Here is a 15,167-nt window from a genome sequence, read left to right as displayed (position 1 = left end):
CGAAAAAAAAAGGGCTTCGACAAAAAGGATTTCTCCAGATGCCTCTACCCTATTTTTATCAACTAATTGGCAATTGCCCGAGTTGGATTTTACTGCTAAATCAAAAAGGATTACATATTTATTTTACTTGGCGGGATTGCTTATGTCCTTATCCAAGGTGTAGATATAATTCCAAGTATTCTGAAGGGATGATCGAAATGCTGCCTGAAGTTCATCCCTTTTGGCCTTTCCGGCGTTTTTTTCAACAGTCTGCCAAACTCCTTCCTGAATGATGTCCATTGCTGCATAATCTTTGTAAGGCATCACGTGATGGAAACTTGGGCTTTCGGGTCCCGCTGTCTGCCATTGATACCAATAACCCCCGGGTTCAAGACCTGCACTTTTGCGGATTCCTTCCACTTCTTTGACAACCTCCATCAGTCGATGGCCATTTATGGGGTTCAAATCATAGAAAGAAACCCTGATGATATCTTCAGTAAGTGCAGAACTTTTGCTCATTCCAAGTTGAAACCTGGTCACATGTGAGGTCGCTTTCTCAATATGTGGATTGATCAGGGTCCGGGCAAGGTCTTGGCATTTTTTGCCTGACTCGTCGGTTTTGTCCATTTCAGCCCAGTTTGCCATATCAGAAGCAAGCACAAATACACTTCCTTCTCCCTGCTGTCTTTGCCACATTCTCCAGGTCCAATCGCCTTTGTTTTCCAGGTAGCAGGCTTTCCATGCTTTGATGCCTTCCCTAAACTGCATTTCATGCCCGGGCTTGATCGTAAATTCCGTCACTGACATCAATGGACCGAGTGGTTCGGTTTGGGCAATGGAGGAAGACAATAAAGCCCAATTGAGCGCTATTCCCATTGTCAGGATGATTACATAATTCATTCTTTTTTTCATGGTCATTTTGGTTAAAGCGGTTTTAATTAGTTTTGAATCGGTTAAAAATTATACCCCAATGTCAATTTTTTTCATCTCTTTAAAGAAGCTTTTGGGACGAACATATTCCAAAATTGTCCGAAGACAATAATTCATTTTCCCGCAGTGAAAAACATAATCTGATTAATTGGTGACCCTTCTCTGTTCCTCTTGGGAACCCACTTTCCTATTCCTTGTTCCCTTGATCTTGCTGTTTCCAAATCTGTAAGTATAGGTGGCCATAAACACCCTTTTTTCAAACTTGAACCTACCTGAAAATTCTAAATCCGCACCTTCAAATGACTTCCATCGCATTTGGCTTGTTTCAAAAATATCGTTGCAGGATACCCTTAATACTCCTGATTTTTCAAAGTCTTTTTGGATTCCAAGATTGACAAAGCCTCTTGAAAGCCAATTGAAATAGCCGTTGATGGTGGGCGAAATATAATATCCCATCAACTCTATGGTGTATTTTTTGGGAAGAGGGAAAGTATTGGTCAGCACTACCTGTAAACCTTTCTGATCTACTTCATAAATTTCCCCATTTAACTCTGAATTTACTTTTTGATAGTTAAAGGTGAAGTTGTTTTGCATTTCCCACCAAGAAGTTACCTTCAAAGGGAAGGCAACCATCATGGCAACAGTCTGACTTTGGTCAAGGTTTTCCGTCTTTAAGAATACCGTATTGGTTTCTTCATCAAGTGTGGGCTGGAAAGATGCAATCACATTTTTATCTTGGCTATACTGTACAAAGAAAATCATGCTTTTGTGTGAGAAATCCGTTTTGAAGGTATTCGTGTAGGTAGGAAGGATATTTTCATTTCCGGCGAAAAATGTAAAAGGGTCAGAAAAAAACACAAAGGGTGCCATCTGATTGAAAGTAGGACGGGTAATCCTCCGCCCATAGGATACCTGAACCAAGTTGTTGTCATTTATTTTTCTGGATAAAAATGCCGTTGGAAAGAAATCCCCATAATGCCTGTCAACGATTTCCTCTCCCGAAACAGTGGTCAGGTTGGTTTTGGTGTTCTCGTACCTTACTCCTGCATTTAAAGTTGTCTTGTCATCAAATTCAATTTTTGCTGTGGAAAATGCGGCCAAAATATCTTCATTGAGAAGGCCATCATTGGTGAAATTTGGGTCAATCATCCAATCTGATCCCAATTTCTCTTCGAAGATCACAGTATTGGTGAATTGTGAAAAAGTAGCTCTGAGACCAGATTCAACAGCTACTGATTTCCCGATTTTCATGGAATGGTTGAGATCAGCTACCCAAAGGTCAATTGGTGTATCTTTGGTTATTCTGAATTCCTCCGAACTGATCAAATCATTGGATTCATCATAATTCATAATGGTATACCAGGAAGGATTGGAATTTTTGTAGGTCAAGTAATCTACATTGGTACTAATGACCTGCCCGTTTTGGAAAGTATGCTGGAGATTGATATTACCCATGATATGACTCCATTTATTGACTTCTACCGTAGTCATCTTAATAAGGGTATCAGGAGAGATGGAATAACTGGATTTGGTAACATTGGGTGCTGTCATATCCCAACGGTTATTATAGCCACTGACCAAGCCACTAAGGATAGTATTGGTTGCTAACTTGTAATCAAAGCCAGCTTGATAATTGATTGACTTTCTGGTGGAAAATCGATCGGTGTAGGTATCAATGCTAATGTCTTCAAATCCATTGTTGTTGCCTCTAAATTGTTCCCATTCTGCTACCTGATCTACATAGGTTGCAGACAGTATGCCAAACCAGCTGAATTTAGGTCCCTGATGGTTAAGGCTGAAACTCATATTGCCATTGTAGCCAGATCCATAGCCTTGTCCAATCGTCACTGAACCATTGGTACCAACAGTTGCATTGTCCTTTTTCATCACGATATTGATAAAACCGGCATCTCCATCTGCATCATAATTTGAAGGGGGAACTGTGATGATTTCGATCTTTTCGACATCGCTTGAATTCAGACCTGCCAGCATCTGATAGGCGGCTTCCAAGGGCATTCTAAATCTATGTCCATTCATTAATATGACAACCCCGTTCTTACCTAATATCGAAAGAGAATTACTCTGCCGGTTAACCATAACTCCGGGTGACCTGTCCAAGACATCAATCACCGAAAGTCCTGCCGCTGAAATGCTGTTGGCAACATTTACCACCATCTTTCCTTCTTCAAGCTCAAAAAATGGCCGAGTGGCATTTACCGTCACCTCTTCCAAATTTTGGGCTTCCTCCACCACCGTTATTCCTTCCAACTCATTTTTTTCTGTTCCTGAAAAATTAAAGCCGGGGGTATAGGATTTGGAGTATCCCATTATAAAAACTTCAACAAAATATTCCCCTTTTGGGATTTCTGAAAATATAAAGTTCCCTGTTTCATCTGAAATGATTCCTTTGACCAATAAAGAATCAGGGACACTTTTTAGCAGCACATTTGCAAAAGCTATTCCTTTCGATTGAGTATCATGAACCTTCCCCATTATGATTCCTTGAGAAAAACCGGCCGAAACAAAAAAGAACATCACAATCATTATCAAAAAAACTTTCATAGGATTTTCTATTTATTTAATTTAATAGTTAAAAACAATAAATAGAATGTCGTGAATATAAAATTGAAAAAAATTAGTTATGTACGAAATAGGCCTATTTATGTCCCAAAGCATAGTAATATTTACCGGATGAAAAAATAAATAATTATTTACCTAATTCTTTATATTAAATCGAGTTAATCAAATTATCCTATTTCTTTGGTTTTTTTGGGGCCAAATCAATTTGAGTCATTAAAACCCAGCAAAAAAAAACTGAGTGGGTATCAATATTGACCCACCCAGTTAAAAAATATACAAATAGCCAATAGCTGAAAGGAATTAATTTTCTTTGGAGTCGTTATTGCTGATATCTCTCACACAGATATATTTTCCATTACGCTTTTCCCAGATTGCCATGTACTTACCGGTGGAAGTAACTTTTCCTGAGGCATCCATCCTAGTTGTCTTTCCTACTTCGGTGATGGTATTTTCATCACCAAAAACATCCAATACCTCGTATTTAACTGTAGTTCCGGCAGGTCTGGAAGCCACGCTCTCTTGAATTTCTTTTTGAATCGCAGCTTTGCCTACAGCCATTGGGCTTCCACTGCCCATACTCACTGCGTCGTCAGCATAAAAAGCCATCAGGGCATTTACATCACCTGCATTATCAGCAGCACTCCAAGCGTCTTCCAAGGCTTGGATTTCAGTTTTGATGGAAGCCATATCAGGCTCAGCGGCAACTGTCGGTGTCATTTCATCCGGAGCAGCTGATTCTTCAGGAGCTGGCGAGCTACAGGCAACAGTAAATAAGGAGAGAGTGAAACAGGCTGTCGCTATTCGGAAATAATTTTTCATATTCATTTTCTTAAAGTTTGGTGCTTACTCTAATCGGTTTTCGGCTTCCCCGTTGATTATTTTTATTTTTTTTAGATACCTAAATCAAAATCGTAAAATATTACCGGTCGGTAGTCTGATCACAAATTGGCTAGACCTTTCTAAATGGCGGTTTTTGCATATAACTCAATCTCCTCCAGATCCATTCGACCGGTCCAAAATGAAAATATTTCAACCAGATCGGACTTATGATTAATTGAAAAACCCAAATGGAAAAAACCACATATAACAGCTCAAACCGCTCCAGCTGTCCAAACAGACCAAACCCTACTCCTGTGAATACGAACATACATATCACAGAATGCATTAGATAATTGGTAAGTGCCATTTTGCCGACAGCTGCTAGGGATGTTTTCAGGAAACCGAAGAAAGGAGATTTGCAAAAAAGTATGATCAGACCTACATGACCCATCGCCACAAAAAATCTCCCCCAATAGTAGGTTAAATTGGACTCACTGAAAGAAAGGGTTGAAAATTGGGCATCCAAAACCAGCTTCATCTCATAATAGTTGATGGCAATCCCAATCGGATAACCGATCCCTACTATCAGCCAGTAAACAGAAGATGACTTTTCCCCTGAAAGAATTCCCCACTTAAAGAGGGCTATCCCGATCAACATCATACTCAAGACATCCCAAAGGTCTCCTCTGTAAGGTTCGTTGACATTAAAATCATAATTGATGGGTGCCAAGTGTGCCAGAACTGAAAAATACCCCTTTTGCATTTCTTCTATGAACTTTTCAGTAGCCTCAGGGGAGGTTTTAGATTCTCTTTTCTCCCAAGAATCCTTGGCTTCTTTCAAATCTTTTGTAAGTTCCTGTCCGGAAGCCAAGGCTAAGTCAGCCTCCTCCACTTTGGCAAACCACTTATCATCTTGGCGATAATCATAGTAATTCCATCCTGTACCTATAATCATCAAAAGTAAACCGATAATCAATAGTTTTTTGGGGACCATATTCCTAAAGGAATAGACCAAAAATCCCATAAGGGCATAATTATATAGAATCTCCCCTACCCAAAGCAAGAGGTAACCATGGATCAATCCAAAAACCAACAGCCAGCTAATCCGGCGGAAATAGATGTCCGCTGCATTGATTCCTGCTCCTTTTTTTAGCAGCCTATCCAAAAATATAAACATCCCCACGCCAAAAAGCAGTGAGAATAATGCCCGCATTGTTCCTTCAAAAAAGAGGTTACTCATCATCCAGGTATACAGGTTCAAACCTGTATCTCCGCCCAAGACAGAAGGATCATTATAGCCAAAAGCCAACCCAAACCCATTGATATTCATGATCAGAATCCCGCAGAGGACGATCCCTCGCATCACATCGAGTGAAGTGACACGCTCATCGGTCTGAATAGGGGTTAAGGAAGCATTACTTGTTTGTGTTATCACAGTAAATTTGGGGGGATAAATGAAATAAAAACAAGAATCGGGATAGAGCTCCTCAAAATTACTATTGGTTCCCTACCCCGATTTTCTCATCAACTAAAATTCAAACCGTTTCATTTGAATCTTTACTATTTGTTCAACAAGGGTTTACAAAATTCTTATGTGAAATAAAATCCCAAGCAGATCGCTACCGGCAATTAACCGTATGGGTTCTTATTGTTCAGGATCAGTATCTGTGGATTTGGCAGCTTCTGCAGCTTGAATCTGCATCATCGCCAAGGTAATTTTTGAATTGTCCCAATAACCTAACTCTTTGACGATTTTTCCATCCACAAACTCGAAGGTTATATGGATGGGAATTTCGAAAGTCTCTTGGTTAGCCGCCAAAGTTCCTTTCCAAACTCCCCAATAATTGACCCATGTCTCTCCATTATCGTCAAGCACCATTTCCAAATTTTGATTTTCAGTATCAATGGAATAAGAAGAAAGACCTTCAATCTCGATTTTTTGCTGTGCGATCAATTCCTGAATATTTGCAGGATTGTTTTCTGTAGCATTAATAAAAATCTGTGCATTGTCAGCATAATGAGATTTATATGCATCCCAATCACCATTGATGTAATTATCAAAAATAGTCTTTACCGTTTCGATCTCCTTTGAATTTTGGGTATACCTCTGCTTTGATTCACAACCAACCATGGTCAGGACAATAATTCCGTTCAACATTGCATTTTTCATAATTTTATGGAACAAGGTTTAGGATAAATATGTCGATTATCGCAAATGGAATCAGAAGTCTTTAGATTAAATCTCTTCCACAGGAGAATACTCTATTGGCCTTAAACTGATTCAATTAAACCATGAAAATTTGGATTAAAAATCTACCTAGGACTAATGACTGCTTTAATTGTCCGAATGATGCCAAAAAATTTTCGGAGGAATAATTATCTGCTTATCAGGTCATTTTGATGTTTTTTAAATACTATATTTCATAAATGAAATGGATTGTTGTCTTTCTGTTTTTTTCAATAACCCTCAATACCGAGGCTCAGGTGTATTTCTCCAATGGGGAAATGAAATACAGGCAGGTATTTTTGGATACCGATGATTTTGGAGATGATTACCTTGAAAACCTAGAAAAAGGTCTCGAAAAATTAAAAAATGACTCTTTGAGATTAAAAGTCCTGAATGACCTTGGTTATTTTACACACACCAGAAATCTAAAAAAATCAATGTCCATCATCAATAGAGGGCTCGAAGAAGCGAGGAAAATAGGCGATGTGTATTGGGAAGGCAAATTACAGGTTTCACAGGGGGCCATCCTTTTGAGACTCGATGAGTTAGATTGGGCAGAGATGGTTTTGAAAAGCGCCATTGAAAAAATCCCCGAAAACGAAACTTGGCTGCTCTACACCAATCTTGGATATGTGTTTGAGAGAAGGGGAAATCTTGGAGAAGCGTTTGAATATGCTTCCAAAACATTGAAAATCGGTGAAAAGTACGGAGATGAAAAAGCCATCGCAATGGCCTATTCTGACATGAGCAACCTTTTTTGGAAGCAGGGAAAACCCAGTATCGGAGTGGAATATGGATTAAAATCACTTGCGCTTTTTGAAAAAAGAAATCTTTATGACCTAGATTATGATTTTACCCTCCATGTCGTTGGAAATAATTTGATCAACCTTAACAGGCTTGAGGAGGCATTGGAATACTTCCAAAAATCCATTGCCATCGGTGAAAAATATGGATTTTATAACAACCTAAGTGACACGTATATCGCTCTTTCGGATTTATACAATCAGAAAGGTGATTATATAGCTGCCGAAAAATCAGGTCTCGAAGCATTGAAATATGCCGAATTATTGGAAAATGATTTTATGATCATGCGGTCTTTGCTTTCTTTGGGCAAATCCAATAACAGCATCGGACATTTTTCCCATGCCATTGAATTTTTAGAAAAAAGCATTCAGGTAGCGACAAATGATTTTGGAGACAAGTATTATTTGAGTCTGGTTTATCTTGAATTAAGTAAGGCCTATGAAGGTGATAAAAAGTTTGCCAAAGCTTTGGAAGCAAGTAGAACTTACGACAAACTCAAGCAGAGCGTTTTTACAGCAGAAGCTGACCAAAGAATTTCGCTCCTACAAACAGAAATGAATGTTTCCCAAAAGGAAAATACCATAAACCTGCAGGAGGCACGATTGGAAAAGCAAAAAATCCTGCAGATTTTTATTCTGACACTAGCCGGATTTTTGGTGGTCATTCTTGGGATTTCATATGTTGTCTTGGTCCGAAGAAAAAAGTACAACCTTCTTTTGGAAAAGCAGAATCTCGAAAAGGAACATTTACTCAAAGAAATCCACCATCGGGTAAAAAACAACCTTGAAACGATTTCGAGTCTACTTGCGCTTCAGACAGCCAAGATTGATAACAAAGAATTTCAGGGAATCATGGAAGAAACCCAAAACAGAGTACATAGTATAGGAATGATCCATCAGAGGCTTTATCAGGGAGGAAACTTAAAAACCATTGAGATGAAGGATTTTTTCCTAAACCTCGGTGAGTACATCATTGACACATTCAATGCTTCGCAGCGTGTATCATTGATCTGTACTATGGAACCATTGGAACTTGAAATAGACCAAGCAATCCCGATTGGATTGATTGTCAACGAATTATTATCAAACTCACTCAAATACGCTTTCCCAAACGGGAACAAAGGCTCAATCAAAGTCTCTTTGTCAGAAAGAGAGTCCCACCTCTATCTTCAGGTTTCGGATAATGGGGTCGGTATCGGCACCAATCCTGAAGTCCATGGTTCAGGTTTTGGAACCCAATTGATCCAACTCCTCACCCGCCAACTTGATGGAAAAATGTCCCTTGTGACGAATTCCGGAACAGAAGTCTTTTTTGAATTTCAAATCCATAAAGCTGCATGAATCAAAAAACAAGAATACTCATAGTAGAAGACGACATGATAATAGCTGCAAACATAGGTCTGCAGCTGACCAATCTCGGGTACGAAGTTACCGGTTTGGAATCTCGGGGTGAAGAAGCTGTACACCATGCTTTGGAAAATAAACCTGACATGATATTGATGGATATCCAGCTAAAAGGAAAAATAAACGGAATAGAAACTGCAAAAACCATCCAACAATACATTGACATCCCCATCATTTACCTTACTGCCAATGTGGACGATGCCACTTTTATCAAAGCGAGAGAAACACATCCTTTTGCCTTTATTGCCAAACCTTTCAAGAAATTAGACCTTGAGAGAACCATCGCATTGGTAGAGGAAAAAATCAAAGAAAAAGACCAGGATTTTCTTTCCAATGAAACCATGGTAGAATACCAAGGCGACAGGATTTTCATCAGAAACCAAAACAAACTCATTAAAGTCTTACTGGAAGAAATCCTATACATCGAAGCGGAAAGGAACTATTGTAAAATCAATCTTTTTAACCAAAACTACCTCATTGTCAGCCCACTGAATAAATTATGTGAAAAACTAGATCAGAAGAATTTCGTTCGTGTCCACAGGTCTTTTGTCGTCAATTTTTCAAAGCTTGACGCCGTTGCCGAATCCCATGTCGAAATTGCAGGAAAATTAATTCCGGTCGGAAAACAATTCAAAGATGATCTTCACCGGATGCTAAATAAAGTATAATTTATCGGGATTTAACCTGCTGCCAATATTCCCCCATCAATCGTAAATGCGCTACCTGTAATCCAGGAAGAATCATCACTTGCCAGAAAAAGTACCAATTTGGAAATGTCTGCTGGTAAGCCTAATCTTTTAAGCAAAGTTGCTTTTCCTGCATTGGCCACTGCTTGGGCAGGGTCAGGAAATGCAACAGCAGAAGCATGGATAAACGGCGTGTCTACCGGACCGGGACAAATGGTATTGACCCGGACAATTGGTCCATAATCTACCGCAGTCTGTTTTGCCAAAGCCAATAAAGCTGCTTTGGAAGCACAATAGGCAGGATGGTTTGGAAATGATTTGTAGGCTGCGATGGAGGAATTGACCACCACAGCTGCAGTTGGCCTTTTGAGCATTTCTGGCAAGGCGAATTTCAAAAGATAAAAGACCGAATCCACATTGGTTCTGAATGTGATGTCCCAATCTGAGGGCTCCAATTCCGTCACTGAACCCAAACCAAGCATTCCTGCATTGGTCACCAATCCATCCAACTGACCAAATGAGGAAATTGCCAAATCAACCATTTTTTTGTTGTATTGTATGTCTCCGACGTCTCCTGACAAAAAACAGGCTTCTCCCCCATTTGCCTTTATTTCGGCCAAAAGTGATTTTCCCCTTTCTTCATCCCTTCCGCTCAGGATTAGATTTGCTCCTTCTTTGGCAAAATTCAATGCAATGGCTCTTCCCATTCCGCTTGTTGCCCCTGTGAGGATAAAAGATTTTTGATGGAGTTTCATAACCAAATTTATTTAAATATATACCTGCATTCCTTGGTCAAAAGTATGCGACATTTTGCATATTTATCAACCTTCAAAATAAAATAGAATTTTTATCTTAAGGTATCTGCATTAAATTCTGAAATTTCTTAGCTTTAAAAAGCCTTGTCTTTTTCTTTAGAAAAATAAGGCAAAGTGAATTCAAACCCATTTTAACCATGAAGCCTACCAATACCAAAGACCCTGAATACTACCATAAAGTAGTGGACTGTCAATACGCCTGCCCTGCACACACCCCTGTACCTGAGTATATCAGACTTATCGCTGCTGAAAGATTCACAGAAGCTTACATGGTCAATTGGGAATCCAATGTTTTTCCGGGTGTACTCGGTCGAACCTGTGACCGACCCTGCGAACCGGCTTGCCGGAGGGTAAGGGTTGAAGAAGAACCGGTCGCTATCTGCAGACTCAAAAGGGTGGCAGCAGACAACAAAGGGGATGTCAAACAGCACATGCCTCAAGGTCCTTTTCCTTCCAATGGAAAGAGAATTGCTCTAATCGGAGGAGGTCCGGCCTCACTTACTGTGGCTCGGGATTTGGCTCCTTTAGGATATGAAATCCACCTATTTGATGAGCAGATCGCAGGTGGGGGAATGATGAGAAGTCAGATACCTTCATTCAGACTTCCCGAAGAGGTACTCAATGAAGAAGTGAATTTTATTCTTGATCTTGGGATCCATACCCAATTTATGACCTATGTCAAGAGTCTGAAGGAAGTATTGGAGGGAGGTTATGATGCGGTATTTGTCGGGACGGGAGCTCCCAAAGGAAGAGACCTTCCAAAATTGCCCGGAAGGAAAGAAGGGGACAAAAACATCCATATCGGAATTGAATGGTTGGCAGGTGTAGCTTTTGAACATACAAAATCCATTGCTCAAAAAGTAATCGTATTAGGAGGTGGCAATACCGCAATGGACTGTTGCAGGACTTCAAGGAGATTGGGCGGAAAAGAGGTCAAAGTAGTGGTCCGAAGTCCTTTTGACGAAATGAAAGCTTCTCCTTGGGAAAAAGAAGATGCACTACATGAAGACATACAGATCATTGACAACCATGTTCCATTGAGTTTTGAAGTCAAAGACGGTAAACTGATCGGGATGAAATTCCAGAAAGTAAAACCTGTCTATGACGAAAACGGCAAAAGACAACTGCTCCCAACGGAAGAAGATGATGTTTTCATTGAAGCAGATGAAGTCTTGATAGCCATCGGCCAAGAAAACAGTTTCCCTTGGATAGAAAGAAACATCGGCTTGGAGTTTGACCAATGGGGAATGCCGGTGGTGGATGAAGTCACTTTCCAATCCACCAACGCCAAGGTTTTCTTTGGGGGAGATGCAGCGTTTGGGCCCAAAAACGTCATCACTGCTGTAGCCCAAGGCCACCAAGCTGCAGTATCCATCCATTTATTTTGTGAAGGATTGAATGTCTACGAAAGACCTTCTCCCTATACCAATCTTGTCAGCCAAAAAATGGGCATCCATGAATGGAGCTATGACAGCAATGTGGCCATTGACCAAAGGTATATTGTGCCCCAAGCCAAAAAATCACAAACCCTCAAAGACAGAAAGAAAGAAGTTGAATTGGGCTTTGATATCGCAACAGCATACAAAGAAACCCAAAGATGCCTAAACTGTGATGTTCAGACCGTTTTTACCGAAGACAGGTGTATAGAATGTGATGCCTGTATGGACGTCTGCCCTACTTCCTGTATCACTTTTACTGTCAATGCAGAAGAATCCGAATTAAGACAGAATCTCTTGGTACCGGCAGAAAATCTGACCCAAGATCTCTTGGTTTCCAAAGAACTCAAAACCGGACGGGTCATGGTGAAAGATGAGGATGTTTGTCTTCATTGTGGGCTTTGTGCAGAAAGATGTCCAACCTCAGCATGGGACATGCAAAAATTCCTCTATTCCACCACCAAAGCCAATCAAATGATCACCCCACTTCCCCTTATAGAGAAATGACAAAAACAGTCAATGATTTTATAATCCGGTTTGCCAATGTGAACGGAACCGGATCGGCGAGTGCCAACTACCTGTTTGCCAAAGCCATTTTCCGTATGGGAATACCCGTCACTCCAAAAAACATCTTCCCTTCCAACATTCAGGGACTTCCTACTTGGTATGAAGTACGTGTCAGTGAAAAAGGATATCTGGGGAGAAGGGAAGGTATCGATATTTTGGTGTCAGTTAATCCTCAAAGCATGGCACAGGATATAAAAAGCGTCAAGCCGGGTGGTTATTTCATGTATGACAGTACCAAAAAACTCCCTGCCCCTTATTTCAGAGAAGATATCCATTACCTCGGTGTTCCTATGATGGAGATGTCCAATGAGGCATTTTCGGATCCCAGAAAAAGGCAGCTCCTAAAAAACATCATCTATGTAGGAGCTTTGGCCAAATTGTTAAACATGGATTATTCCGAAATTGAAAAATTGGTTGGAGAACAATTTGAAGGTAAAAAGCAACTGATCGATGCCAATATCCAAGCCCTCAAATTGGGAATGGATTATGTCGAGGCCAATTTCGATTATCCCTTAAGCTTTCATCTTGAAAGAAGGAACCTCATCAAAGACAAAATCCTCGTTGATGGGAATACTGCATGCGGCCTTGGAGCAGTCTATGGAGGTGCCACAGTGATGGCATGGTATCCGATTACGCCTTCAACTTCTGTAGCAGAGGCATTTGAGCATTATTGCGAAGCATACAGGACTGATCCTGAAACAGGAGAGAAAAAATTTGCCATTATCCAGGCCGAAGATGAACTTGCCGCGATGGGCATGGTCATTGGTGCCAACTGGAACGGTGCACGGGGTTTTACTGCTACCAGCGGTCCGGGAGTCTCCTTGATGAATGAATTCTTAGGATTGGCTTATTTCGCTGAGGTTCCTGCTGTACTAATTGATGTCCAAAGAACCGGACCCAGTACAGGTATGCCTACCAGAACACAACAATCAGACATTCTCCTTGCCGCCTATGCTTCCCACGGAGATACCAAACATGTCTTGGTTTTCCCTGCTACTCCCCAGGAATGCTTTGAGATGACGGCTGAGAGTTTTGATCTTGCTGAGCGACTTCAAACTCCGATTATGGTCATGACAGATTTGGATCTGGGTATGAACGACCATATCAGTGAACCGTTTCATTGGGATCAAAAAAGAAAGTATGACAGGGGAAAAGTACTCAATGCGGAGGAATTGGAGCATATCGGGCGATTTGGTAGATACCTTGACGTGGATGGTGACGGCATACCGTACAGAACTTATCCGGGAACCCATCCTACAAAAGGATCATTTTTTACAAGAGGGACCTCAAGGGATGAATACGCTGCCTATACCGAAGACGGTGCTGCATACAAAAGAAACATGGACCGATTGATGGTCAAATGGGAAACAGCAAAGAAAATCGTTCCAAAAGCCCATATGTACCAAAAAGAAAACAAGTCTGAGATAGGGATTTTATTTTATGGAACATCCACTTTTTCGGCTGAGGAAGCGAAAGACATATTGGAAGAAAATGGAATCACAGTAGATGCGATCCGGATCAGAGCCTTTCCTTTTGGGGAAGAGGTGGTTCAATTTATCCATTCCCATTCGACTGTTTTTGTAATCGAACAAAACAGGGATGCCCAATTGCGCAGCATGATGATCATGGAATTGGAAACCAATCCGGCCAAATTGATCCCCGTTTTGAATTATGATGGCATGCCGATCACGGCTGACGCCATCAAAAACCAAATTTTAAAGCATTTAAACCTAGAAAATACCCAACACCATGAGTTATCTGAAACCGCTCTTTAGACATCCGAAATTACCCAAAAATAAACTTGGCTATACCCAAAAAGAGTATGAAGGTTCACTTTCCACACTTTGTGCCGGTTGTGGCCATGACAGTATCAGCGCTGCCATCGTGCAGGCCTGCTTTGAAATGTCCGTTGAACCCCATAAAGTGGCCAAGATCTCCGGAATCGGATGTTCATCCAAAACACCGACCTACTTTTTGGGTAATTCGCATGGATTCAATTCTGTACATGGCAGGATGCCTTCTGTAGCAACAGGCGCGAGCATGGCTAACAAGGACATGGTGTATTTTGGCGTTTCAGGAGATGGAGATTCCGCTTCCATCGGCATGGGGCAGTTTGTCCATGTCATCCGGCGAAATCTGAATATGGTCTATATCGTTATGAACAACGGCTGCTATGGCCTGACCAAAGGACAGGATTCTGCCACTGCAGACCAAGGTTCTCGGAGCAAAGCCGGTTCCGTCAATCCATTTCAAGCCATCGACCTAGCGAGTTTGGCGATAGAATTGGGAGCAACCTTTGTAGCTCAGAGTTTTAGCGGGGACAAGCAACAATTGGTTCCGCTAATCAAGGCCGCCATGCACCATAAAGGTTTTGCCTTTCTCAATGTGATTTCTCCTTGTGTGACTTTCAACAACAACCCCGGTTCTACCAAATCCTACGATTATGTGAGGGAACATATCGAAGCCACTTCGACTTTGGACTTTGTTCCGGAAATGCCCGAAATCAAAACCAATTACGAAAAAGGGAAATCTACCAGAGTCGCTATGCACGATGGCACCTTGATCCAACTGAATAAATTGGCCACGGATTGGAATCCCGAAGACAGGGTTTCTGTTGCCAATGCCCTTCAGGAAGCAAGGATAAAAAATGAAATTCTGACAGGTTTGCTTTATGTCAATACTGAATGGAAAGACCTTCACGGCACATTAAGCACTTGCGGTACCCCCTTGAATAAATTGAAGGAAACAGATCTTTGTCCGGGAACTGAGGTTTTGAAGGAGATCAATGCTGGGTATAGGTAAATGAGTATATGCGCCTCCACTACATTTCTTGAAGGGAAAATCCTTGGTTTTGGGATGGAAGACCGAAGACGGAAGACGGATGTAAAAGGCAATTAGCAATTTTATCAAAAACTATCTAG

The 15,167-nt window shown here is 40.9% G+C and carries 11 protein-coding genes; 5 read left to right on the top strand and 6 right to left on the bottom strand.

Annotated features, from left to right (window positions below; genetic code table 11):
* Positions 1 to 123: 123 nt before the first annotated feature.
* From NK987_RS12315 to NK987_RS12295, 5 genes are all read right to left on the bottom strand, one after another.
* The gene (locus tag NK987_RS12315; RefSeq protein ID WP_259264076.1) at positions 124 to 891 is read right to left on the bottom strand and encodes a hypothetical protein; all 768 of its coding nucleotides are present in this window, start codon (positions 889 to 891) and stop codon (positions 124 to 126) included.
* Between the two features lie 162 nt (positions 892 to 1,053).
* On the bottom strand, positions 1,054 to 3,471 hold the full coding sequence (locus NK987_RS12310) for a TonB-dependent receptor (protein ID WP_259264075.1): 2,418 nt from the start codon (positions 3,469 to 3,471) through the stop codon (positions 1,054 to 1,056).
* A 318-nt stretch (positions 3,472 to 3,789) separates the two neighbouring features.
* Complete coding sequence (locus NK987_RS12305; RefSeq protein WP_259264074.1) at positions 3,790 to 4,308, bottom strand: YybH family protein; 519 nt, start codon at positions 4,306 to 4,308, stop codon at positions 3,790 to 3,792.
* Between the two features lie 130 nt (positions 4,309 to 4,438).
* Complete coding sequence (locus NK987_RS12300; protein ID WP_259264073.1) at positions 4,439 to 5,743, bottom strand: DUF418 domain-containing protein; 1,305 nt, start codon at positions 5,741 to 5,743, stop codon at positions 4,439 to 4,441.
* A 210-nt stretch (positions 5,744 to 5,953) separates the two neighbouring features.
* On the bottom strand, positions 5,954 to 6,478 hold the full coding sequence (locus tag NK987_RS12295; RefSeq protein ID WP_259264072.1) for a nuclear transport factor 2 family protein: 525 nt from the start codon (positions 6,476 to 6,478) through the stop codon (positions 5,954 to 5,956).
* A gap of 257 nt (positions 6,479 to 6,735) precedes the next feature.
* Here NK987_RS12295 and NK987_RS12290 point away from each other — a divergent pair, with 257 nt between their 5' ends.
* On the top strand, positions 6,736 to 8,679 hold the full coding sequence (locus NK987_RS12290; RefSeq protein WP_259264071.1) for a tetratricopeptide repeat-containing sensor histidine kinase: 1,944 nt from the start codon (positions 6,736 to 6,738) through the stop codon (positions 8,677 to 8,679).
* The gene (locus NK987_RS12285; protein ID WP_258424922.1) at positions 8,676 to 9,410 is read left to right on the top strand and encodes a LytR/AlgR family response regulator transcription factor; all 735 of its coding nucleotides are present in this window, start codon (positions 8,676 to 8,678) and stop codon (positions 9,408 to 9,410) included. Before NK987_RS12290 ends, NK987_RS12285 begins: the two co-directional genes overlap by 4 nt.
* An 11-nt stretch (positions 9,411 to 9,421) precedes the next feature.
* Here the strand turns inward: NK987_RS12285 and NK987_RS12280 are convergent, their stop codons facing one another.
* Positions 9,422 to 10,183: an SDR family NAD(P)-dependent oxidoreductase gene (locus tag NK987_RS12280; RefSeq protein WP_259264070.1), complete on the bottom strand. Its 762-nt coding sequence runs from the start codon at positions 10,181 to 10,183 to the stop codon at positions 9,422 to 9,424.
* 197 nt (positions 10,184 to 10,380) lie between these two features.
* Between NK987_RS12280 and NK987_RS12275 the strand changes: the two genes are divergently transcribed.
* From NK987_RS12275 to NK987_RS12265, 3 genes are read left to right on the top strand one after another with little or no spacing between them, the layout of a single operon-like run.
* Positions 10,381 to 12,186 (top strand): FAD-dependent oxidoreductase, encoded by a 1,806-nt coding sequence (locus NK987_RS12275; RefSeq protein ID WP_259264069.1) that lies wholly within the window; start codon positions 10,381 to 10,383, stop codon positions 12,184 to 12,186.
* Entirely contained in the window at positions 12,183 to 14,021 is a 1,839-nt protein-coding gene (locus NK987_RS12270) for a 2-oxoacid:acceptor oxidoreductase subunit alpha (protein WP_259264307.1), read from the top strand. The genes NK987_RS12275 and NK987_RS12270 overlap by 4 nt, the downstream gene beginning before the upstream one ends.
* Positions 13,996 to 15,048 (top strand): 2-oxoacid:ferredoxin oxidoreductase subunit beta, encoded by a 1,053-nt coding sequence (locus tag NK987_RS12265; RefSeq protein WP_259264068.1) that lies wholly within the window; start codon positions 13,996 to 13,998, stop codon positions 15,046 to 15,048. Before NK987_RS12270 ends, NK987_RS12265 begins: the two co-directional genes overlap by 26 nt.
* Positions 15,049 to 15,167 lie beyond the last annotated feature (119 nt).

Source organism: Aquiflexum gelatinilyticum, from assembly GCF_024813435.1.
GTDB classification, from domain to species: Bacteria; Bacteroidota; Bacteroidia; order Cytophagales; family Cyclobacteriaceae; genus Cognataquiflexum; species Cognataquiflexum gelatinilyticum.
This window is presented reverse-complemented; position numbering and strand designations above follow the sequence as displayed.